The following is a 22,913-nucleotide window of genomic DNA, read 5'->3' as shown; positions in this document are numbered from 1 at the left end:
GCGCGACCGGTCCGCTGCCTACTGCGCTTGCGCCCCGGATGCGGTTTTCCCAGTCTTGCTTGCTGCGGCCTTGCTTGCAGCGACCATGGCGTCCCAGGCGCTCCATTCGATCGCGCGGCCGGGATAGGCCACCTTCGCGAAAGGCCAGTCGGTCCGCACCCAGTGGGTGACCCACTGGTAAAGTTCGGCGTCAAAGCCCGCGTCGTACTCGGCCTTGGTCACCCATAACCTGACCACGGCGTCGTAGCCCGGAACAGTGCTGGGATAGACATAGACACAGCCGCGTTCGCGCATGCCATCGGGCGTCAGCACGGAATAGGCGAAGGACTTGCGAGCCTGGAACCGCGCCTGCTCGGTCTCCATGTCCTGCACGGCGTCGGCGGCGGAGATGCCCTCGTGAGGCCAGCTGGTGCTGCGCGAAAAGGTCTTCTGCAAGTGCTCGATGGAAGCCATGTAGGCGTCGTAATCGATCTTCGCCAAGGCGGGGGCGAGCGGCACGATCGTGAAATCCGGTCCTTCCACGTGGGTCGGAACGTTGAAGTCGGCCGGTACAAAGGGCGGTGCCGGCACGGCAACGGTCGCAGACGACGGCGCCGCTCCTTGAGCGCATGCGGGAACCGCTGGCATGGCAACCATCGTCAAAGCCAGACCTGCACCGCCCTTCCACATCATGCTGTTACCCTTCCGGACCGAACGCGCCACACGCACTGCCGGCCCTCGCAAGAACCGCAGCGACGCGGTGGCTAAGGCGGCTGGCGGTGACGGACAATACGCCATTTGAGCGGGTGTTTCGCATTGTCTCGAACCGCGCGTGAAGCACAGGGTTGGCGAAGCGAAAAAGGACTGGCATCACCCACCCCGGCAGCCAGCCGAGCGCATGAAACGAACGAGGCAGAAGCAATGACCAATCGCGGTACGATCACCCTTATCGCCCTGCTGCTGACCGGCGCTGGCGCGGGCGCCGCGCTTGCCGGACAGACCTCTCCCGGATCGTCCAGCGCAACCCCTTTGCCCTTGGCGATGACCGCGCCGGGCGCAGGAGGTTACCTGGCGCCGGGCGCGGGCATCGACAGCGTGGCGCTCGTTCCTCCCGCGCCGGCGGCCGGTTCCGCCACGGAAGCACGGGACCATGCCGCCGCCGACCGCGCGCTGGCCTTGCAGGGCAAGGCGCGCTTCACGCTGGCGGCGAGCGATGCCGATCTCTGGTCGCCCAAGGCCACCGGCACCTTTTCCTGCACCGCCGGCCTTGCCATCACGCCGACGGACACGCCCGCGCTCAACCGGCTGATGCGCCGCGCCATGATCGATTTCGGCATGGCGACCAGCGGCGCCAAGGACAAGTACAAGCGCCCCCGCCCCTTCATGGAGAACGGCAAGCCCACTTGCACCCCTTCGCAGGAGGCCGGCCTGCGCAACAACGGTTCCTATCCGTCGGGCCACAGCGCCATCGGCTATGGCTGGGGGCTGCTGCTGGCGGAACTGATCCCCGATCGCGCGACGCAACTGGTCGCGCGCGGCCGCACGTTCGGCGAGAGCCGCCGGATCTGCAACGTCCATTGGGAAAGCGATATCGAGGAAGGCCGCGTGGTCGCATCCGCCGTCTTTGCGCGGATGCAGCTGGAACCGGACTTCCAGGCCGATCTGGCGGCCGCCCGGGCCGAACTGGCGAGCCAGCCGCACAAGGCGCCGGATCGCGATTGTGCGGCAGAAGCGGCGGCACTGGCGGAGGACAGCGCCGGGTAGGGCGTTTCCTGCGGTCCCGCTTTCAGGCGAAGACTTCCGCGCGTATCCAGTCCACCGAGCCCGCCGGATCAGCGAGACGAGCCGCGCCCAGTACACCGTTCCAGTATCCCTCGGAGCCGTCCGCCAGGCGCCATTCGTGCAGCCGCCGGGTTAGCAACTGGAGGTCGAATTCTTCGCTGATCCCGATCGCGCCGTGGACGGCATGGGCGGTGCCGGCGAGCCGCGCCGCGACGGACGAGGCGGTCGATTTGGCGACCGCCGCAGCGGCCGGCGAAACATCAAGCCCCTGCGCGCAGCCCAGTTGCGCGGCGATGCGGGCGACGACGGCGTCTTCCGCCATGACCGCGAGGTTCTGCTGCAGGGCCTGCTGGCGGCCGATGGGCTTGCCGAACTGCACCCGTTCGTTGGCATGACGCGTGGTCAGTTCCAGCAGGCGGTGCGCGGTGCCGGCGATCAGGGTTGCCCGCACGACCGCTGCGAGCGCCCGCAGCCCGGCCCGGGGACGGGTAATGTCCCGCCCCGCTGGCGTACCTTCCCAACCGATCCGCACGGCCAGCGCGTGATGAACCCCCGTCGGCGTCACCGCCAGCGCGTCGATCGGCGCCAGCACGAGACGGTCGCCCAAATCGATCAAGACGTGCGCGGCGACAAGACCGCACGGTACGATCTGCCCCGGCACGCCGGCCGTGGCGAGCGCGATCGGGCCATCCGGCGAGGCTAAACCAGTCCCGGCCAGCAGGGCGCGCGCCACCATGGTTTCGGCCGCCGGCAACGGCAAGGCATGGGCGCCGATGGCTTCGATCAACGGCGCGATTGCGGACAGCGACAGGCCGGCTCCCCCCGCCTCTTCGGGCACCAGCGCATCTAGAAAGCCCGATTGCGCCAGTTCGCTCCACATCGCCGAGGCATCGCTGCCGCCTTCCACGGCGCGCACCGCAGCCGGCATGGCAATCGTCGCCAGCATCCGGTCAAAGGGTTCGAGCAGTTCGCTTGCATCCATCGGCTCTCTCCCGTCCCCTACCGCAGACCCATGCCGCGCGCGATGATCCCGCGCAGGATCTCGCGCGTGCCGCCGCGCAGCGAGAAACTGGGCGCGATGTGCGTGACATAGAGCAGCGTGCGGTAGAGCTCGTCGCTCACCAGCTCGTCGGGATGCGCGGCCAGATCGTCACCGATCGCCACTGGGAGGTCCTGTTCGAACGTCGTACCCCGGTCCTTGACGATGCTCGCCTCGACCACCGGGCTTTCCCCCAGCGCAAGGCGCGCGGTGCAGGCGATCGACATGGCGCGCAGCGTGGCGATCTCGGCCATGAAACGGCCGGTCAGCACGCCCGCATCGCGACGGCCAACCGCCTGCAAATGGCGTATCCAGGCATCGAGCAGCACCACCGAGGAATAGATGCGCTCCGGCCCCGATCGCTCGAACGCGAGTTCGGCCGTGACCTGCTTCCAGCCTTCGCCCTCGCCGCCGATCAGCGCCTCGACCGGCAGTTCCACATTGTCGAAGAACACTTCGGCAAAATGCGCGTCGCCCGTGAGATCGACGATCGGCCGCACCACAACGCCCGGCGCCTTGAGGTCGATAATGAGCTGCGAAAGCCCCGCATGCCGGTCTTCCGGCGTGCCCGACGTGCGCAGCAGCGCGATCATGTAGTCCGAATGCATCGCATTCGTGGTCCAGATCTTCTGGCCGTTGACTCGCCACCCCTTGTTCGTGCGCTCGGCGCGGGTCCGCACGCTGGCAAGGTCCGAGCCGGAACCGGGCTCGCTCATGCCGATGCAGAACAGCGCCTCTCCCCGGCAGATGCGCGGGATATAGGCTCGGCGCTGCTCCTCCGTCCCGTAACCGAGGATCAGCGGCGCGCTCTGCCGGTCGGCGATCCAGTGCGCGGCCACCGGCGCGCCGGCGCTCAGCAGTTCCTCCACCACCACGAACCGGGCAAATGGCCCGCGCTCCTGCCCGCCGTAGGCCCTGGGCAGCGTCAACCCCAGGAACCCCGCCTGCCCCAGCGCGCGGCTGAACGCGGCATCGAAGCCCTGCCACGACCGCGCCCGCCGATCCGCCGGCAGTCCCGCGACATGGCTGGCGATCAAGGCCTGGATTTGCGGGCGCAGAGCCTCGTCCTCGGGCGGCAGCGCGGCCAGCGTCAACGTGTCGAACACTGTGAGACATCCTCGGTCAGAACCAGCCGCATGATCGTTCATGCGTTCCGCCGGACCGACTTAACCGATCAGTTAAAGCGACGCAATGCAGGCTCCATCGCGCTTCAACCGACGGCAAGGGCAAGGTGGCGGGCGGGTTACGCCTCCACCTGCAGCCGATAGCCAACGCCGGGTTCATTGCGCAGCAAGGTCGGCCGCGACGGGTCCTGCTCCAGCTTGCGCCGGATCGCGCGCGCCGCCACGCGCAAGTATTCCACATCGTTTTCGTGGCCAGCGCCCCACACCGTGCGCAACAGCTGGGTGTGCGTGACCACGCGCCCGGGCGATTTCGCCAGTTCCGCCACGAAGCCGTATTCCTTGGGCGTCAGGCGCACCTCCTCGCCCCCCCGGCTCACCCGGCGCAACGCCAGATCGATCTCCACATCGCCGTGGCGCAGCACCGGCGCGCCGGTCGCGCTTGCCAGCCGGTGCCGGAGCGCCGCCCGGATGCGGGCGAGCACTTCCTCGCTGTCGAAGGGCTTCGCCACGAAATCGTCCGCGCCAAGGTCCAGCGCCGCCACTTTCTCATCCGTGGCGTCGCGCGCGGACACGACGATCACCGCCGCGCCCGCGCTCTTGATGAGCGGGATCAGTTCCAGCCCGTCGCGATCGCGCAAACCGAGGTCCAGCAGCACGACCTCGGGCTTGTCGATCTGCAGCGCCGCCAGCGTCTCGCGCGCGGAGCCCGCCTCCACCACGTGATAGGCGGCGCGGGCGAGGCTGGCATGGAGCAGCCGCCGGATGGCCGGCTCGTCATCGACCACGAGTATCGTCACGGCACTGTTCATTCCACGGTGCTCATTCTGGCGGCAAGTCCTTCAACTGGCCGGGCGGGAAGCGGATCGCGAACGACGCGCCGCGCCCGTCCGCACGATCGGACGCGGCAACGCCCAGCCCCATCGCTTCGGCGAAACCCTTGACGATCGCAAGCCCCAGCCCGGTCCCACCCTTGCGGTCCGATCCCTCGATCCGCGCGAACGTTTCGAAAATCCGCTGGGCCTGCCCTGCGGGAATGCCCGGCCCTTCATCCTCGACGAACAGCGTCAGCCCTTGCGCATCGCGGTGGGCGCGCACGGTTATGCCCGTTCCGGGATCGCCATATTTGGCCGCGTTCTCGATCAGGTTGATCAGGCAATGGTGGAACAGTTGCGGATCGACCAGCACGAACGGAAGATCGGCGGCGATCTCTACGTATACCAGATGCCCGTGCAGCGCCGTGCCCAGATCGTGCAGCGCGCTGGCGACCGCCTCGGCCAGATCGACGGGTTCGATCTTGCGGTGCAGCGCCCCCGCCTCGATCCGCACCATGTCCAGCAGGTTGGCGACAAAGCGGTGGAGCCGCTCCGCTTCGGCGCGCGTTTCGGCGAGCTGGTCCTCCTGTTCGGGTGACATCGCCCGGATCTCCGCGAGCGAGCCCAGTATCGTGGTCAGCGGCGTGCGCAGATCGTGGCTGACAGACGAGAGCAAGGCATGGCGCAGCCGGTCACGTTCGCGGACATGGGCAAGGTCCGCCATCTCCTCGGCCAGCGCGATCCGCTCCAGCGCCAGCCCGGCTTGGTCCAGCAGGCTCAGCAGAAACGGCAACTGGTCCGCGCGCACCGGCGCGCCCGCGTCGGCCCGCGACAGCCCGAACACCGCCAGCACCCGACTGGTGGTGCCGATCGGATAGAACAGCCATTCCGAGGCGGTGAGCGTATCCGATCCCTGCCCCGCGGGCTTGTTGTTGTCGAAGGCCCAGCGAGCGGCGGCATCATCGAGCATCCCCAGCCCTCCTCCCGGCGGCGCGGAAGCCCGCACGGCCAGCCCCGTCGCATCGGGCATCAGCAGCACCGTGTTGCCGGCCAAGCGCTGCCCGATCTCGCCACACAAGACTTGCGCCAGTTCGTCGGTGGAGCCGATGCCGGTAAGCCGACGGGCGAAGCCTGCCAGCGACCGGTTCTGCGCCGCGCTCGCCTGCGCCAACAAGGCCTGCGCCCGCACGCGCGCGGCAAGCTGGCTGCCGACAATGGCCACGCCCAGCAGCACCAGCACGGTGATGATGTTCTGCGGGTCCTGAATGGTGAAAGTGTTGAGCGGCGGGATGAAGAAGAAATTGTACGCCAGCGAGCACGCAAGGCTGGTGACGATTCCGGTGCGCAAGCCATAGCGCGTCGCCGCCAGCATCACGGGCAGCAGGAACAGCAGGCCGATGTTGGTGATGCTGCCCTGCGCGAAGATCATCCGCCCCAGCACGGTGATCGCCGCGCCCAGACCCAGCGACACCGCATAGCCCTGCCACGAACCCCAGCCCGCGCCCAGATCGGGAAGGCGCATTTTGCGGGCCGCTCCCGCTTCGGACAGCGGCAGAACATGCACGGCGAGGCCGGGGGCATCGCGCACCAGCCGGTCCACGATCGATCCGTGGCGCAGTTCGAACCAGCGTGATCGCCGCGATTTGCCGACGATCAGCTGGGTCGCGCGCGCCTCGCCCGCGAACTGCCGCAAGCCGGCGAGCGCACTTTCGGCGGGGATGGTCTCGATCTGCGCGCCGAGTTGCGAGGCAAGGCGCATGGCTTCGGCCAGCCGCGCGCTTTCCGCCGGGGTAAAGGCGGCGTCGCGCGGGGTTTCGACATGAACCGCCGTCCACGGCGCGCGCAGCGCATCGGCCAGCCGCTTGGCCGCGCGCACCAGTTCGATCGCCCCCGCCTGTTCGCTGATGGCCACGACCAGCCGGTCGTTGACCGCGAACGTGCCGCCCACCGCATTCGCGCGCACATAGTCCAGCATCTGCGCGTCGACGGCTTGCGCCGCGCGGCGCAAGACCAGTTCACGCAATGCCGAAAGGTTGGACTTGGAGAAGAAATGCCCCAGCGCGCGCGAGGCTTCGTCCGGCACATAGACCTTGCCTTCGCGCAGGCGTTCGATCAGCTCGTCCGGCGGGATATCGACGATCTCGATCTCCGCGCTCTCGATCACCCGGTCCGGCAGCGTTTCCCGCACGCGGACCTTGGTGAACGAGGCGACAAGATCGTTCAGGCTTTCGAGATGCTGAATGTTGAGCGTGGAATAGACGTCGATCCCCGCCGCCAGCAGTTCCTCGACATCCTGATAGCGCTTGTCGTGACGGCTGCCCGGCGCATTGGTATGGGCCAGCTCGTCGACCAGCACCAGCTGCGGCCGGCGCGCGAGAATGGCGTCGATGTCCATCTCCGCCAGGGTGTGCCCCTGATAAGCGATGGGCTTGCGCGGCATGATCTCGAAGCCATCGACCTTGGCTTCGGTTTCGCGCCGGCCGTGGGTTTCGACCACGCCGACCACGACATCGACGCCCGCGCCGCGCCGCGCCGCGCCATCGCTGAGCATCTCGTAGGTCTTGCCCACGCCCGGCGCCGCCCCAAGGAAAACCTTGAGGCGGCCCTTGGCCTCGCGCGCGGCCGCGCGCAGCAAGGCATCGGGATCGGGCCTGGCGTCGTTCATGACCTCCCGTGTGCGCCTGCTGGTGCGGCGCTGTCGAGAGCAAGATTGAGTTCCAGCACGTTGACGCGCGGCTCTCCCAGAAAGCCCAGCATCCTCCCTTCCACATGGCTGGCCACCAGCGCGCGCACGGCCGCTTCGCTCATCCCTCGTGCCCGCGCGATACGGGCCACCTGGAAATAGGCCGCCTCGGGGCTGATATGGGGGTCGAGCCCCGAGGCGGAAGTTGTCACCAGGTCAGGCGGAACGATGACGCCCGGTGAGGTTGCGAGAGCGCGGGTATCAGCCTTCACCCGGTCGGCCAGCGCCTGGCTGGTCGGCCCGAGGTTGGAGCCGGCGGACGCGGTGGCGTCATAGCCCTTGCCGGCGGCGGATCGGCGCGGATGGAAGTAGCCTTCGCCGGCAAAGCCCTGCCCGATCAGGCTGGAACCCACCGCATGGCCATCGCGGTCGATCAGGCTGCCGTTGGCCTGGCGGGGGAATAGCAGCTGGGCCGCTCCCGTCAGCGCCACCGGATAGGCCAGCCCCAGCAGCAGCGAGAACAATACCGTGAGCACCAGCGCGGGGCGCAGCGCGGCCAGAAGATCCTTGGTCATGTCGAAAGTCCTCAGACGAGATGGAGGCCGGCGACCGCGAGGTCGATCGCCTTGATGCCGATGAACGGCGCGATCAGGCCGCCCAGGCCATAGACCGCCAGGTTGCGGGCCAGCAGCGGCCCCGCGCCCATCGGCCGGTAAGTCACGCCCCGCAGCGCCAGCGGCACCAGCGCCGGAATGATCAGCGCGTTGAAGATGATCGCCGAAAGGATCGCGCTTTCCGGGGAAGCCAGCTTCATCACGTTGAGCACGCCCAGCCCCGGATAGAGCACGACGAACATCGCCGGGATGATCGCGAAATACTTGGCGACGTCGTTCGCCACCGAAAACGTGGTCAGCGCCCCGCGCGTCATCAGCAACTGCTTGCCGAGGCCGACGATCTCGATCAGCTTGGTGGGATCGCTGTCCAGATCGACCATGTTGCCCGCCTCGCGCGCGGCCTGCGTGCCCGTGTTCATGGCCACGCCGACATCGGCCTGAGCCAGCGCGGGCGCGTCGTTGGTGCCATCGCCGCACATCGCCACCAGCTTGCCGCCCTGCTGCTCCGTGCGGATCAGCGCCAGCTTGTCCTCGGGCGTCGCTTCGGCAAGGAAATCGTCGACGCCGGATTCGGCGGCGATGGCGGCCGCGGTCAAGGGGTTGTCGCCGGTGATCATCACCGTGCGAATGCCCATCCGGCGCAGTTCCGCGAACCGTTCGCGCACGCCCGCCTTGATCACGTCCTTCAGCGCGATCACGCCCAGCAGCTGGCCATCCCGCGCCACCGCGAGCGGCGTCTGGCCCGACCGGGCGATCTCTTCGGAGATGCGCCGCAGCTGTGGCGCGTGACTGCCCGAAGCCGCTTCGGGATTGGCGCGCAGGATCGCATCCACCGCGCCTTTCTGCACCAGCCCGGCATCGGTCTTCACACCCGAAATCCGGGTCTGCGCGGTAAAGGGAATGATCTCCGCGCCTTCGGGCAGGGCATCGATGGCGACGCCGAACGTTTCGCGCGCGAGGACGACGATGGACCGGCCTTCCGGCGTCTCGTCGGCCAGGCTCGCCAGCATGGCGGCCTGCGCCAGCGTGCCGGCGGCGATGCCGTCGAGCGGGCGGAAGGCACAGGCCTGCCGGTCGCCGATGGTGATCGTGCCGGTCTTGTCGAGCAGGAGCACGTCCACGTCGCCCGCCGCTTCCACCGCGCGGCCCGACTTGGCCAACACATTGAAGCGCACCAGACGGTCCATCCCGGCGATGCCGATCGCCGAAAGCAGCGCGGCGATGGTCGTGGGGATCAGCGTGATGAGCAGCGCGGCCAGCACGGCGACGGGAATGTGCCCGCCGGCATAACGGGCGAAGGCGGGCACCGTCGCCACCGCGATCAGGAAGATGATGGTCAGGCCCACCAGCAGGATCGTCAGCGCGATCTCGTTGGGAGTCTTCTGCCGCTCCGCGCCTTCGACCAGCGCGATCATCCGGTCGAGGAAGCCCTGCCCCGGCTCCTGCGTCACCCGCACGCGGATCGAATCCGAGATGACGCGCGTGCCAGCGGTGACGGCGGATCGGTCGCCACCGGCCTCGCGGATCACGGGCGCGCTTTCGCCGGTTATCGCGGCTTCGTTGACCGAGGCGACGCCGGCGATCACTTCCCCGTCGGCGGGGATGAGGTCGCCGGTTTCTACCAGCACGTCATCCCCCCGCCGCAGTTGCGAGGCGGGCACAACCTGGCCGTTGGGCAAACGGGCGGCCAATTCGCTCTTGGTCGCGCGCAGCGACGCCGCCTGGGCGCGACCGCGCCCTTCGGCCAGCGCTTCGGCAAAGGTGCCGAACAGCACGGTCAGCCACAGCCAGACGATCAGCTGCGCCTGGAAGCCCAGCGGCAGCGGCTCGCCCCCCAGCGCCAGCAGCAGCGTGAGCAACAGGGCCACCACGGCCGTGGTGAACAGCACGGGGTTCTTTATGAGCGCGGCGGGATGAAGCTTGCGGAAGGCGTCGCCGATCGCGGGAACGGTCAGCTTGGCCGAGAACATGGATGCGGGAACGCTCTGGGGCGTGGTCATGGTAACAAACCTCTCAGAACAACTGGCCGGAGATCATCGCGAGATGATCCGCGATGGGGCCGAGCGCGAGGCTGGGAAGGAAGGTGAGGCCGCCGACGATCAGGATGATGCCCACCAGCAGGCCGATCCACAGCGGGCCGGTCGTGGGGAAGGACCCGGCGGTTTCGGGCGTGTACTTCTTGGCCGCCAGGCTGCCCGCGATGGCCAGCGCCGGAACGATCATGAAGAACCGGCCGATCCACATCGCCACCGACAGCAGCCCGTTGTAGAACGGCGTGCCGGCAGTCAGCCCGGCAAAGGCCGAACCGTTGTTGCCCGTGCCCGACGAATAGGCATAGAGGATCTCGGTAAACCCGTGCGGCCCCTTGTTGAGCGGCCCCGCCAGCCCCGCCGGCAGCACCGCGCTGATCGCGGTGAAGCCCAGGATGCACAGCGGCAGCACGGCGATGGCCAGCACCGCCAGCTTCACCTCTTTGGCCTCGATCTTCTTGCCCACGTATTCCGGCGTGCGGCCGACCATCAGCCCGGCAATGAACACCGCCAGCAGAGCAAACAGCAGAAAGCCATAGATCCCCGCGCCGACGCCGCCGACCACGATCTCGCCCAGCTGCATGTTGAACAGCGGGATCATGCCGCCCAGCGCGGTGAAGCTGTCATGCATGGCATTGACCGCGCCGCACGATGCCGCCGTGGTGACCACCGAGAACAGCGCGCTGGCGGCGATGCCGAAGCGCACGTCCTTGCCCTCCATGTTGCCACCGGCAACGCCAAGGTGGTGCAGCACCGGGTTGCCCGCCGCTTCCTGCCAATAGGTGATGCCGGCCCCCGCCAGGAACAGGATCATCATCGCGGCCAGGATCGCCCAGCCCTGGCGAACGTTGCCCACCGCCTTGCCGAAGCAATAGGTCAGGCCCGCACCGATCGCGAAGATCGACAGCATCTGCACCAGGTTGGTCAGCGCGGTGGGGTTCTCGAACGGATGGGCGCTGTTGGCGTTGAAGAAGCCGCCGCCGTTGGTGCCCAGCATCTTGATCGCTTCCTGGCTGGCGACCGGCCCCAGCACCAGCGTCTGCTTCACGCCTTCCAGCGTGGTCACGTCCACGCTCGACGCCAGCGTCTGCGGCACACCGCTGGCCACCAGAAACAGCGCATAGACGATGCAGGCGGGCAGCAGCAGATAGAGCGTGACGCGCGTGCAATCGGCCCAGAAGTTGCCGATCGTGCCGCTTTCGCGCCGGGCAAAGCCGCGGAACAGCGCGAAGGCGATGGCGATGCCCGTCGCCGCCGACAGGAAATTGTGAATGGTCAGCGCCAGCATCTGGCTGAGATTGCTCATCGTGCTTTCGCCAGCGTACCATTGCCAGTTGGTGTTGGTGACGAAGGCGATGGCGGTGTTCATCGCGCCATCGCCGCCAATGGCGCCCAGCGCGCGCGGGTTGAGCGGAAGCACCGCCTGAAGCCGCAGCAGCGCGTAAGTGAACACCGTCAGCACCAGCTGGAACAGCAGCATGTGCAGGGCATAGGCGCGCCAGCTCTGCTCGCTATCGGGGCGGATGCCGGCAAGGCGGTAGAAGCCGCGCTCCACCGGCCCAAGCACGCGATGGAGCGGCGTCGTCCGCCCTTCATAAAGGGCGAACAGGAATGCACCGACCGGTTGTGCCAGCGCAACGGTCAATGCCGTGAACAGCAGGATCAAGGTCCAGCCTTCGATGGTCATGGATGGCTCCGTTCAGAAGCGTTCGGGCCGCAGGAGCACGGCGACAAGATAGACGAGCAGGCCGGCGGCGGTGATGCCGGCCAGCAGAAGCGGAAGGGTCATGGCGAAATCCTCAGGCCTTTTCGCAAAGGCGGACAAAGGCGAGCGTAAGCAGGAAAAGGCCGCCCAGCAGGGCGAGCCACGCGATGTCGGGCATCGGACAGTCCTTTCAGTACCAGAGGCTGCGCGAGGGGATGGGAACGTGGCGGAACAGTCCCGGCCCCTCGATCACGAAGGCGAGCCCGCTGGTCAGCAGCAGGAAGACCATCCCGCACAACGCCAGTTCGCCGGGAGTGGTATGATGCGCCGGCGGCGTGGTAATGATCCGGTGCGCCCACACCGAAGCCCGGTGCGCGCCGCCGAGCAGCAGGACGCCAAGCGACCGCATGACGAGTTCGGCGGTCCACCAGCGTTCGCCCCGGCGCAGGCGATCGAAAGCGTGTGACATGGAAAAGCTCCCGCAATGCAAATGCGGTGCTTCCACTGCGCCTTTCGGGCGTTAAAATTCCACGGGGAATTCAGGCCGCGCCGTAAAGATTCCATAAAGCGCGCGGGGCAGCACGTGGCCGTCCCGAACGTGATGCCCTAACGCTTCCAATGCCGCGCAATCGCGGCCTTCTCCGCATCCGCATCAAGCGCCGGTCCGCTCGCCATGTCCTGCACGGCCGCCATCAGGCGCGGGTCGGCGCTGCCGGCCTGGCGATAGACGCCGTCTTCTCCTTCCGCCCCGCCGAACGCCTTTTCCAGCCGCCAGCCGCGCGCATCGCGGCAGGCGATCCCGGAACCGGCCTGCCCGCTGTAGCCACGGCACAAATCGCCCGTGGCGTTGGCGAAGCTCAGCATCACGCGCACCGGCGCACCCGCCGCCGGGGTTCCCGAAAGCTGGGTGTCGAGCGCCGCCGCCAGTTGCGCGTCCGCATAGCCGGGGCCACCGCTCGGCGTCGGCCGATTGAGCACCACGGCCAGCGCCAGCGACGCCGCCAGCGCCGCGCCGGCGCCCCAGGCCCAGCGCGATCGCGTCGGGTTGGAGGACGACGCGGCACGCGCGCGGCGCGCGGCGTCGAGCGAAAGGACTTCGGCTTCCGGCTGTGCCCGCACCGCGCGCGTCAGCGCCTCGGGCAGCGGCGCGTCGAGAATCGGGGCGAAATGGGCGGAAAGTCGCGCTTTCAAGGCGCGGTGCGCGTCCACCTGGCGGGCGAGCGCGGGGTCGTGCGCCAGCGCCTGTTCCACGCGATCGCGCTCCGCGCCTTCGAGTTCGCCATCGGCATAGGCGGCGATCATTTCGGGGGTGATGGTCATGCCGCTTCTCCCAACAGGACGAGCAGGGCATCGCGCCCCCGGACCAGCCGCGAATTGAGCGTGCCGACGGGGCAGCCGACGATCTCCGCCGCTTCCTTGTAGGACCAGCCTTCGACCATCACCAGCAGCACGGCCTCGCGCTGATCGTCGGGCAGGCGGGCCATCGCGCGATCGACATCGGTCAGCATCGCGCGCGCTTCCTGCCCGCCGTCCGCGCCGACGGCCGCGCCGGCTTCCTCATCCACGAAGGTCTGTCCACGGCGGTTGGCCGCGCGCGTCTCGTCGATCCAAAGGTTGCGCATGATTCGGTACATCCAGCTATCCATCCGTGTCCCCGCCTGCCACTGATCGCGGCTGCGCAGGGCGCGCTCCACCGTCATCTGGCAAAGATCGTCCGCCCGCGCCGGATCGCGCGCCAGCCCGGCTGCGAACCGGCGCAACCGGGGCAGCAAGGCCAGCATTTCGGATTCGAAGCGGTCTGACAGCGTTTTTGCCTTTCCGATGGATAAAACGGACGACACCGGTCGTTTCATCCATAATGAAATCCGAAAGATCGGGAAACGCGGATGCGAAGTCGAATATCGATCCTCCTGTCGGTCGCCATCGCCACGCCGGCGCTGGCGCAGATCGGCGCAATTGGTCAGGTATTGCCCGGTGTGACGCAGCCCGCCGAGCGTGTGCTGGGCGGAACGCTGGAAACGGTCGACCGCACGCTTGGCACGGGCGTTGATGCCACCACCCGCACGGTGCGCAGCGCCGCCGCGCTGGCGCAGGCGCGGATCGACCGGCTCGGCGATCTCGTCCGCCGCAACCCGGCGGCGATCGAACGCGATGCCGATGGCAATCCCGCGCGCAAGGGCGAATTGCTGCTGGTCTCCCCGGATCAGGGCGCGCTCGATGCCGCGCGGCAGCTTGGCTTTGCGGTCTTGGCCGAGGAGCGGCTCGATACGCTCGACCTGTCCGTCACCCGCCTGTCGGTGCCGCGCGGCATGGCGCTCGCGCAGGCGCAAGCCCTGCTGCGCAAGGCCGTGCCCGATGCGGCCCTGGCCGCCGACACGCTGAACTTCCCGTCGGGATCGGCTGCGCCGGCGCGCGGGCGGGAAGGCAAGGCCTCGCCGCCGCTCCCCCCGGTCGCCACGCCGGTCGGCGTAATCGACGGCGCGCCCGGGCGGGCCATCCCCTTGGAAGCCATCCGCGGCTTCGCGCCGGGCGCGCCGGCACCCGGCGATCATGGCAGCGCGGTGGTCTCGCTGCTGCGCCGCGCCGGGGTGCAACGGGTACTGGTCGCCGATGTCTATGGCGCGGGGCCAGCCGGCGGAAACGCGCTGGCGATCGCGCAAGCTATGGACTGGCTGATGGGGCGCGGCGTGCGCGTCATCTCGATCAGCCTGGTCGGGCCTGCCAACGGCCTGCTGGCGCGGGCCACGGACGCGGCGCAGCGGCGGGGCGCGGTGATCGTCGCGGCGGTGGGCAACGACGGACCGGCCGCGCCGCCGGCCTATCCCGCGTCCTATCCCGGCGTGCTGGCCGTCACCGGCGTCGATGGCCGCAACCGCGCGCTGATCGAGGCGGGCCGCGCCCTGCATCTCGATTATGCCGCGCCCGGGGCCGACATGCGTGCGATGAACGCCGCCGGACGGCTCGTGCCGGTGCGCGGCACCTCGTTTGCGACACCGCTCGTCGCCGCGCGCGCCGCCAATGCCATGGATGCGCGCGCCGCGCTGCCCGCCGCGCTTGACCGGGAAGGGATCGATCTGGGCGCGCGCGGGCCTGATGCCGTGTTCGGCCGAGGGCTGATTTGCACAATTTGTCGATAAATCAGCTATTTGTAAAAAATATCGGGCGAACGTGGATTAAACCGAACGCATCCTTCGTTTTCAGAGCAAGGGGATGGATCAGGGTCCATCACCACCAAACGAAAGGATGGATACCATGCGTAAGCTCATCACGATTTCGGTTCTCGCCTTCGCCGTTTCGACCATGCCGGCCCACGCCCAGTTGCTGGGTGGCGGCCTTGGCGGCGGATCGCTCGGCGGCATGGTCGGCGGCACGCTGGGCGGTACGCTCGGCGGTGGCATGAACGGCGGCCTGCCGATCGGCTCCACCATGGACCGCGTGGAATCGGCGACCTCCGGCGCGGCCAGCGCCGCCGGCTCGACCACGGGCAGCACCCGCGTCAACCGCCACAACGGGCAGGTTCACGCCGACCGCAGCGCCAGCGGCAGCGCGACCGGCGCCGTCACCCAGAACCTTGCCAGCCCGGCCGGCGCCCTCACCGGCGCGGTTTCCGGCAGCGGCTCGGCCAGCGGGTCCGCCAATGCCGACGCCCAGCTGATCGGCACCGACCAGATCGCCTCGACCTCGCGCGCCGTGGCGGGAACGGCCCGCAACACCGCGAGCGCGGCCGCCGGCAAGGCTCGCACCACGGCTCAAGGCGCGGCGATGACCGCGCGGGACACCGCAGCCGGCGCGGCATCGCGCACCCGTGATGTGGCTGGCAAGGCGGCCCAGCGCGCGAACAGCACCGCAGGCGCCGTCGCCGACAAGGCCGCCAGCACCTCGGTGACCGGCGGGGTGACCGGTTCGGTCAGCGGAAACGGTTCGGCGACCGCCGGCAACTGACGCCCCGGGGGCACTCTCGAAGGGCCTGGCCACTCCTTATGGGGCGGTCAGGCCCTTTCGTTCAGGGCTGGCGCGCGGCGCGGACCCGCAAGGTCGCCACCGCCGCAAGCAACAGCGTCAGCCCGGCCAGCGACAGCACGTTGCGCGGATCGGACCCCAGCACGGTGCCGTAAAGGAACGGCATCGTGACCGTCTGAACCAGCATCGGCACGACGATGAACATGTTGAAAATGCCCATGTAGATCCCCGTCCGTTCGGCCGGGATGCTGTTGGCCAGCAACACGTAAGGACTACCCATCAGGCTGGCCCAGGCGATGCCGATGCCGATCATGGGAAGATAGCTGCCCGCCTCGTTGCCGATGTGCGGCAAGGCCAGCATCGCCACGCCGCCCAGCGCGATGCTGACGGCGTGCACCGGCTTCACGCCCAGACGCCGGATCAGCGGAACGAGGGCGAAGGCGGCGAGAAAGGCGAGGAAGTTGTAGAACCCGCCCAGCCGCCCGTTGACGAGCGTGGCATCGCGCAGCGCCGCCGCCGAATCCGATCCGTGGAGCGACCGCGCCAGCGACAGTGTGACGTACTGCCAATAGCAGAACATGCCGTACCACTGGAACAGCATGGCCACGCCGAATTGCCGCATCGGCGCCGGCATTTCGCGCACAGCATCCATGAAATCGCGCCAGGCGGTTCCAGCGGACAAGGGCTGGGCGCGCATCGCCGCCGCCTCCTCCGCCGGCAAGGGCAGTTCGGGCACGCGCCAGACCGACCACACGATCGTCGACAGCGACAGCACCGCGCCGATGATGAAAGCCACGCGCGTCACCTGCGGAATGCCGTTCGCATCAACCGCGTCCGCGCTCATCCCGGCCCACACGAACAGCGACGGCGCAAGGTAGGACAGCGTCTGGGCGAGACCGGTAAAGGCGCTCTGCGTCAGGAAACCGAGTGGCCGCTCGGCCGTGTCGAGCCGGTCGCTGACATAGGCCCGGTACGGTTCCATCGTGATGTTGTTGGCGGCATCGAGCACCCACAGCAACGACGCGGCGACCCACAAGGCGGGGCTGAACGGCATAGCCAGCAGGGCGAGGCTGCACAGCACCGCTCCGATCAGGAAATAGGGCGTGCGGCGTCCGATTCGCGTGGACGTGCGATCGCTGAGCGCACCGATCAGCGGCTGGACGAGCAAGCCGGTCATCGGGCCGGCCAGCCACAGCACGGGCATGATCGTCGCATCCGCGCCCAGATAGGTGTAGATCGGCGCCATGTTGCTCTGCTGCAGTCCGAAACTGAACTGCAGCCCCAGAAAACCCAGGTTCATCTGCACGATGCCGGGAAAACCAAGGCGTGGCCGGGTGCCCTTCATAGTTCCTCTCCTAACCGGGTTTGGCGCTGTTTGCTCGCATCGCTTGCCCTGCCCCCTGCGTAGCAAAAATGCAAAGGTTTGCAAATTATTCTTGCAAACGTTTGCAATCGGTCCTAGCGATCCCCTGCAGATGTCGAGTCACTCGACCGTGTCAGGAGAGGGATGATGAAGGTTCTTCCGCTTAACGCCGTGCGCTTTTCCGCCGCCAGCCTGCTGGCAGCCAGTTCCATGTTCGCGCTCGGCGTCACCCCCGCCCTTGCGCAGGACGCGTCGGCGCAGGCCGATTCCCCCAACGATGCCGAGATCATCGTGACCGCGGTGGCGCGCGGGCAGAACCGCCTGGATTCCTCGGTTTCCGTCAGCTCGCTCAACGCCGATCAGTTGCAGCAGACCACGCCGCGCTCGGTGGCCGAACTGTTCCGCAACATCCCCGGCATCCGTTCGGAAAGCTCGGGCGGCGAAGGCAACGCCAACATCGCGGTGCGCGGCCTGCCGGTCGCCTCGGGCGGCGCCAAGTTCCTGCAGCTGCAGGAAGACGGGCTGCCGATCCTGGAATTCGGCGACATCACGTTCGGCAATGCCGACATCTTCCTGCGGTCGGACTTCAACATCGCGCGCGTCGAAGCGGTGCGCGGCGGTTCTGCCTCGACCTTCGCCTCGAACTCGCCGGGCGGCGTCATCAACCTGATCTCCAAGACCGGCGAACAGGAAGGCGGCGCGGTGCAGGCGACGGTCGGCCTCGATTATGGCGAGTACCGCGTCGATGCCGATTACGGCGGCAAGATCAGCGACAGCCTGCGCTTCCACGTCGGCGGCTTCTACCGCCAGGGTGAAGGCCCGCGCCGCGCCGGCTATGACGGCAACCGCGGCGGCCAGATCAAGTTCAACGTGACCAAGGACTTCGCCGGCGGCTACGTGCGGCTCTACGGCAAGTACCTGAATGACCGGGCGATCGGCTATCTGCCCAATCCGGTGCGCGTGACCGGCACCAACGCCAACCCGGTCTATACCAACCTGCCGGGCTTCAGCATCAACGAGGATACGCTGCATTCGCGCTATTTCACGCGCAACGTCACGCTCGATGGCAACAATAACCTGGTGGCCGACGACATCCGCGATGGCCAGCATCCGGTGGTGAAGGCGGTGGGCCTCGAAAGCAAGTTCGACGTCGGCGGCGGCTGGTCGGTGATGGAACGCTTCCGCTATTCGGCGATCTCTGGCCGGTTCATCTCCAACTTCCCCTCGTCAGTCGATACCTCGGGCGCGGTGGCGACCAGCCTGGGCGGCGCGGGTGCCTCGGCGGTCTATTTCAACGGCCCCAACGCCGGGCAGGCAGTAGCTGCCAACACCTATCTCGCCAACATCGTCGTGTTCGACACCAAGCTCAACAGCCTGGACAACATCACCAACGATTTCCGCCTGACCAAGGACTTTGACCTGGGCGGCGGCAAGCTGACCGTGACCGGCGGCTTCTACAAGTCGCGCCAGACGATCGATACCGACTGGCTGTGGACCTCGGCCGTGATGGAAGTGAAGGGCGGCGGCAACGCGGCGCTGGTCAATATCGTCAACGGATCGGGCCAGCTCGTCACGCAGGACGGCTTCTATGGCTATGGCGCGCGCTTCTTCGGCAATTGCTGCCGCCGCAGCTATCGCCTGAGCTACGACACCAATGCGCCGTTCGCCGCGTTCACCTGGAACAAGGACGCGCTGACCCTGGATGCCAGCGTCCGCTACGACATCGGGCAGGCGCGCGGGTTCGTCGCCGGGGCCGATCTTGGCGGTGGCCGCAACGGCATCACCAGCTTCGACATCAATGGCAACGGCGTGATCTCCGGCCCCGAAACGCAAGTCGCGGTGATCCCGCTGGCCAGCCCCGCCCCGGTGCATTACAACTACAACTACGCCTCCTACTCGCTCGGCGTGAACTACCGCGTGCGTGACGATCTGGCGCTGTTCGCCCGGTACAGCCGCGGCGGACGCGCCAATGCCGATCGCCTGACGTTCGGCCCGGCGATCCGCACCACCGATGGCAGCTTGGTCAATGCGGACGCGGCGGTCGATTTCGTGCGGCAGGCCGAAGGCGGCGTGAAGTACCGCTCGGGCGGGGTCGCGCTCTACGTGACCGGGTTCTACGCCACCACCGAAGAACAGAACTTCGAGGCGACAACCCAGCGCTTCCTCGATCGCAAGTACCGTTCCTATGGCGTGGAACTGGAAGGCAGCATCCGCAAGGGGCCGTTCCAGCTCAACGCGGGCGGCACCTGGACGCATGCGCGGATCACCGCCGATGCGCTCGATGCCACGGTCGTCGGCAACACGCCGCGCCGGCAGGCCAGCTTCGTGTACCAGATCAGCCCGGAAGTGAACCTCGACAAGGTATCGTTTGGCGCCAACGTGGTCGGCACCACCAGCAGCTACACGCAGGACAGCAACCAGCTGAAGCTGCCGGCCTACACCACGGTCAACGCCTTCCTGCAGGTGCGTCCGATCGAGCGCCTGCAATTGTCGGTGAACGCCAACAACCTGTTCAACGTGAAGGGCTTCACCGAAGCGGAAGATGGCGCGATCCCGGCCAACGGCATCGTGCGGGCGCGTTCGATCAACGGGCGCACGATCTCGGCCTCGGCACGCATCTCGTTCTGATCTCCCCACTCGGGCCGGCCTGCTGTGCCGGCCCGATTTTTCTTCTTTCGATCGGACCAGACCGATGCCCTGTTTCCGCTGGCTGCCCGAACACGTCGCGGGAATCGCCGCCCGTCCTCACCCACAGGCGCGCCCGTTCTCCCGCGCCGAAGCGCCCCGCGTTGCCGCCGGCATGGACCTGTGGGACCACTGGCCGGTGCTGGAAGCCAACGGCAATGTCGCCGCGATCGCGGGCGGCGCGCTGGTGATCTTCCTTGCGGCCCCCATCCTCGCGGATCCCGAAGATCGCCATGCCTTGGCGCGGCTGTGGCTGTTCCACCGCACGCCGGCGGGCTGGCGCGATCTCGGCCCGGTGTTTGCCGATGGCTTTTCGCCCGGCAGCCGGGAATGGTCCGGCACGGCGATCGTCAATCCCGCGCATAGTCACGTCACGCTGCATTTCACTGCCGCCGGCGTGCGCGGCGAACCGGCGATCACGTTCCGCCAGCGCCTGTTCGCGACCCGCGCCACGCTGACCATCGCGGACGGCGTGCCAGCGCTGTCCGGCTGGACCGCCCCTGTCGAAACGCTGCGCCCCGATGGCGTGGACTACATGATCGATCTGGAGGGAACCGGGGCGGTCGGCGCGATCAAGGCGTTCCGCGATCCGTTCGTGTTCAAAGACCCCACTTCCGGGCAGACCCGCCTACTTTTCGCCGGTTCCCGCATGGGATCGGATTCGGACTGGAACGGTGTGGTCGGCGCGGGTACGTTGCAGGCTGACGGCACCTGGCGGCTCGACCCGCCGCTGGTCAGCGCCGATGGACTGAACAACGAACTGGAACGGCCCCACGCGATCATGCACCAAGGTCTGGTCTATTTGTTCTGGTCCACCCAGCGCAAGGTCTTCGCCGCCGGCGGACCGTCCGGCCCCACCGGTCTCTATGGGCTTGTGGCGCAGGGCATCGACGGCCCATGGACGCCGATCAACGGCACGGGACTGGTCTTCGGCAATCCCGATTCCGCTCCGTTCCAGGCCTATAGCTGGCAGGTGCTGCCCGATCTTTCGGTGTGGAGCTTTGCCGATCTCGTCGGTCTTGCCGAGCTGCCGCCGTCGACCGAGGCGGCCCGGGCAGCCTTTGGCGGCACTGCCGCGCCCGTGGTCCGGCTGGCGCTGGACGGCGACCGCGCGAGCCTTGCCGCATGAGTGACGCACCGCTCCTCGCCGGGGTCGAGCTGGGCGGCACCAAGTGCATCGCCGTGGTCGCGCGCGGCACCGAGATTCTGCGCGAACGCCGCCTGCCGACGACCGATCCCGCAACCACGCTGGCGGGGCTGTCCGAAGCGCTTGCGGAATGGCAGGCCGAGCTGCCGTTCACGGCGCTGGGCATTGGCACGTTCGGCCCGGCCCGCGTCTCCCCTGACGCGCCGGACTATGGCCAGATACTCCCCACGCCCAAGCCGGGCTGGACCGGCGCGCGGGTGCTGGACCACTTCGCCGATCGCTTCGCCGTGCCGATCGCGTTCGATACCGATGTCGGCGCGGCCGCCCTCGCGGAAGGACGCTGGGGACGCGCGCGCGGGTGTTCGACCCATGCCTATGTCACGGTCGGCACCGGCATCGGCATCGGCATCGTGGCCAATGGGCAGGTGTTGCACGGCGCCTTGCACCCCGAGGCCGGGCACCTGCGCGTGCGCCGGCGCCGCGACGATGCCTTTCCCGGCATCTGCCCCTTCCACGGCGATTGCCTGGAAGGCCTGGCCGCAGGCCCCGCCATCGCTGCGCGCATTGGTGGCGATGCCACGCATATCGCCGATGACCATACGGTCTGGTCCGATGTCGGCGCAGAGCTGGGCGAACTGATGGCCACGCTCATCCTCACCGTATCCCCCGAATGCATCGTGATCGGCGGTGGCGTGGGCGGCGGACGCCCGGCGCTGCTCGACCGCATTCGCGATGCCACGGCCGGGGCGCTGGCCGGCTATGTTCCCGGGGCCGATCGCGACGCGCTGGAAACGCTGATTGGCCCGCCGGGACTGGAGGCACGCGCCGGCCCCATGGGCGCGTTGGCCCTCGCGCTCTCGGCGCTCGATTGACAGGCTGACACCGCTCCCGCAAACGTTCGCACGACTATCGGACCGGTCGCATGCGGCCACCCGGGGAGACGTGCGGAGCAAGCGATGGACGGGGACAACGAGACGGATCAGCCACCGGCCCGCGTCCGCAACATCGTGGAACTGGCCCGGATCGCCGGCGTTTCCGCCAGCACCGTCTCGCGCGCGCTGGCCGGCAACCCCCTGATCAAGGCGAACACGCGAGAACGGATACAGGCGCTGGCGGAAAAGCACGGCTTCCGTCTGAACCAGATGGCCAGCAAGCTGCGCACGCGGGAGACCCGCGCGATCGGCGTAGTCGTGCCGCTGGGGCACGAACGGCGACAGCACATTTCCGATCCGTTCTTCATGACCATGCTGGGCCATCTGGCCGATGGCCTGACCGAATCCGGATACGACCTGATGCTGTCGCGCGTGCTGCCCGATACGCCGGGCTGGCTTGATGACATCGTCGATTCCGGGCTGCTCGACGGCGTGCTGATCATCGGGCAATCGGATCAGCTCGATGCGATCGAACACGTCGCGCAGCGCTATCGTCCGCTGGTGGTCTGGGGCCAGCAGACCCCGGGCTATCAGCAGTGCACGATCGGGTCGGACAATCACGCCGGCGGCAGGCTTGCCGCGCGGCACCTGATCGCCGACGGGCGCAAGCGGCTGGCCTTCCTGGGCGACATTCGCCCGCCCGAGATCGCGGCGCGCTTCGCCGGCGCCAACGCGGCCGTGCAGGAAGCCGGCCTGCCCGCGCTGGAAGCGCTGCCGGTGCACTTGAGCGGCGAACAGGCGCAAGAGGATATTGCCACCCGGATCCGCAGGATCGGGCGCACGCTGGACGGGATCGTCTGCGCGTCCGACGTGATCGCGATGACCGTGCTGCGCGCGCTGACGGACGAAGGCCTCGCCGTCCCGACGGACATTGCCGTCACCGGTTTCGACGATCTGCCGATCGCGGCGCAGACGGTTCCCCGGCTGACCTCGGTGCGGCAGGACATCGCCCGGGGCGCGGGCTTGATGATCGGCGCTCTCGCCGCCCGGCTGCGGCGCGAAGACAGCCCGTCGGTCCAGATGACGCCCGAACTGGTCGTGCGCGACAGCGCGTAGCG

Annotated in this window: 21 protein-coding genes; 8 read left to right on the top strand and 13 right to left on the bottom strand. The window is 68.1% G+C overall.

What is annotated here, in order from left to right:
* Nucleotides 1-18: 18 nt before the first annotated feature.
* Complete coding sequence (locus FA702_RS21010) at nt 19-570, bottom strand: twin-arginine translocation pathway signal protein (protein WP_370385533.1); 552 nt, start codon at nt 568-570, stop codon at nt 19-21.
* Between the two features lie 55 nt (nt 571-625).
* Here FA702_RS21010 and FA702_RS22930 point away from each other — a divergent pair, with 55 nt between their 5' ends.
* Complete coding sequence (locus tag FA702_RS22930; RefSeq protein WP_168196128.1) at nt 626-781, top strand: hypothetical protein; 156 nt, start codon at nt 626-628, stop codon at nt 779-781.
* 119 nt (nt 782-900) lie between these two features.
* Nucleotides 901-1,743, top strand: a complete 843-nt coding sequence (locus FA702_RS21005) for a phosphatase PAP2 family protein (protein WP_136958007.1) — start codon at nt 901-903, stop codon at nt 1,741-1,743.
* Between the two features lie 22 nt (nt 1,744-1,765).
* Here FA702_RS21005 and FA702_RS21000 read toward each other — a convergent pair whose 3' ends face one another.
* The 11 genes from FA702_RS21000 to FA702_RS20950 all read right to left on the bottom strand — a co-directional run bounded on the left by FA702_RS21000 (nt 1,766) and on the right by FA702_RS20950 (nt 13,621).
* Complete coding sequence (locus tag FA702_RS21000) at nt 1,766-2,743, bottom strand: acyl-CoA dehydrogenase family protein (protein WP_136958006.1); 978 nt, start codon at nt 2,741-2,743, stop codon at nt 1,766-1,768.
* A 17-nt stretch (nt 2,744-2,760) separates the two neighbouring features.
* Nucleotides 2,761-3,906: an acyl-CoA dehydrogenase family protein gene (locus FA702_RS20995; protein ID WP_255504870.1), complete on the bottom strand. Its 1,146-nt coding sequence runs from the start codon at nt 3,904-3,906 to the stop codon at nt 2,761-2,763.
* A gap of 137 nt (nt 3,907-4,043) precedes the next feature.
* Nucleotides 4,044-4,733: a response regulator gene (locus FA702_RS20990; RefSeq protein WP_136958004.1), complete on the bottom strand. Its 690-nt coding sequence runs from the start codon at nt 4,731-4,733 to the stop codon at nt 4,044-4,046.
* Nucleotides 4,734-4,743: 10 nt separating this feature from the next.
* On the bottom strand, nt 4,744-7,401 hold the full coding sequence (locus FA702_RS20985; protein ID WP_136958003.1) for a sensor histidine kinase KdpD: 2,658 nt from the start codon (nt 7,399-7,401) through the stop codon (nt 4,744-4,746).
* Complete coding sequence (gene kdpC, locus FA702_RS20980) at nt 7,398-7,994, bottom strand: potassium-transporting ATPase subunit KdpC (RefSeq protein WP_136958002.1); 597 nt, start codon at nt 7,992-7,994, stop codon at nt 7,398-7,400. Before kdpC ends, FA702_RS20985 begins: the two co-directional genes overlap by 4 nt.
* Before the next feature lie 11 nt (nt 7,995-8,005).
* Complete coding sequence (gene kdpB / locus FA702_RS20975) at nt 8,006-10,003, bottom strand: potassium-transporting ATPase subunit KdpB (RefSeq protein ID WP_136958124.1); 1,998 nt, start codon at nt 10,001-10,003, stop codon at nt 8,006-8,008.
* 43 nt (nt 10,004-10,046) lie between these two features.
* Entirely contained in the window at nt 10,047-11,750 is a 1,704-nt protein-coding gene (gene kdpA / locus FA702_RS20970) for a potassium-transporting ATPase subunit KdpA (protein WP_136958001.1), read from the bottom strand.
* Nucleotides 11,751-11,762: 12 nt separating this feature from the next.
* Nucleotides 11,763-11,852, bottom strand: a complete 90-nt coding sequence (kdpF, locus tag FA702_RS20965) for a K(+)-transporting ATPase subunit F (RefSeq protein WP_136958000.1) — start codon at nt 11,850-11,852, stop codon at nt 11,763-11,765.
* A gap of 106 nt (nt 11,853-11,958) precedes the next feature.
* Nucleotides 11,959-12,237 carry a hypothetical protein gene (locus FA702_RS20960; RefSeq protein WP_136957999.1) on the bottom strand — a complete coding sequence of 93 codons (279 nt, stop codon included), beginning with the start codon at nt 12,235-12,237 and terminating at the stop codon, nt 11,959-11,961.
* Nucleotides 12,238-12,374: 137 nt separating this feature from the next.
* A complete protein-coding gene (locus FA702_RS20955) occupies nt 12,375-13,088 on the bottom strand; it encodes an anti-sigma factor (protein WP_136957998.1) in 714 nt (237 codons plus the stop codon).
* Complete coding sequence (locus FA702_RS20950; RefSeq protein ID WP_136957997.1) at nt 13,085-13,621, bottom strand: RNA polymerase sigma factor; 537 nt, start codon at nt 13,619-13,621, stop codon at nt 13,085-13,087. The genes FA702_RS20955 and FA702_RS20950 overlap by 4 nt, the downstream gene beginning before the upstream one ends.
* A gap of 33 nt (nt 13,622-13,654) precedes the next feature.
* Here FA702_RS20950 and FA702_RS20945 point away from each other — a divergent pair, with 33 nt between their 5' ends.
* A complete protein-coding gene (locus tag FA702_RS20945; RefSeq protein WP_136957996.1) occupies nt 13,655-14,905 on the top strand; it encodes a S8 family serine peptidase in 1,251 nt (416 codons plus the stop codon).
* 115 nt (nt 14,906-15,020) lie between these two features.
* Nucleotides 15,021-15,710, top strand: a complete 690-nt coding sequence (locus tag FA702_RS20940; protein ID WP_136957995.1) for a hypothetical protein — start codon at nt 15,021-15,023, stop codon at nt 15,708-15,710.
* Between the two features lie 61 nt (nt 15,711-15,771).
* Here FA702_RS20940 and FA702_RS20935 read toward each other — a convergent pair whose 3' ends face one another.
* A complete protein-coding gene (locus FA702_RS20935; protein WP_255504869.1) occupies nt 15,772-17,073 on the bottom strand; it encodes an MFS transporter in 1,302 nt (433 codons plus the stop codon).
* Nucleotides 17,074-17,235: 162 nt separating this feature from the next.
* On the opposite strand from FA702_RS20935, the gene FA702_RS20930 reads away from it, so the two are divergent.
* The 4 genes from FA702_RS20930 to FA702_RS20915 all read left to right on the top strand — a co-directional run bounded on the left by FA702_RS20930 (nt 17,236) and on the right by FA702_RS20915 (nt 22,911).
* Nucleotides 17,236-19,719, top strand: a complete 2,484-nt coding sequence (locus FA702_RS20930; protein ID WP_370385532.1) for a TonB-dependent receptor domain-containing protein — start codon at nt 17,236-17,238, stop codon at nt 19,717-19,719.
* A 64-nt stretch (nt 19,720-19,783) separates the two neighbouring features.
* Complete coding sequence (locus FA702_RS20925) at nt 19,784-20,905, top strand: glycoside hydrolase family 68 protein (RefSeq protein ID WP_136957994.1); 1,122 nt, start codon at nt 19,784-19,786, stop codon at nt 20,903-20,905.
* Complete coding sequence (locus FA702_RS20920) at nt 20,902-21,795, top strand: ROK family protein (protein WP_136957993.1); 894 nt, start codon at nt 20,902-20,904, stop codon at nt 21,793-21,795. Before FA702_RS20925 ends, FA702_RS20920 begins: the two co-directional genes overlap by 4 nt.
* Before the next feature lie 84 nt (nt 21,796-21,879).
* On the top strand, nt 21,880-22,911 hold the full coding sequence (locus tag FA702_RS20915) for a substrate-binding domain-containing protein (RefSeq protein WP_136957992.1): 1,032 nt from the start codon (nt 21,880-21,882) through the stop codon (nt 22,909-22,911).
* The last annotated feature ends 2 nt before the right edge of the window (nt 22,912-22,913 follow it).

It is taken from the genome of Novosphingobium sp. EMRT-2 (assembly GCF_005145025.1).
GTDB lineage: Bacteria > Pseudomonadota > Alphaproteobacteria > Sphingomonadales > Sphingomonadaceae > Novosphingobium.
The sequence above is the reverse complement of the archived record's forward strand: the minus strand, read 5'-3'. Positions and strand labels throughout refer to the sequence as shown.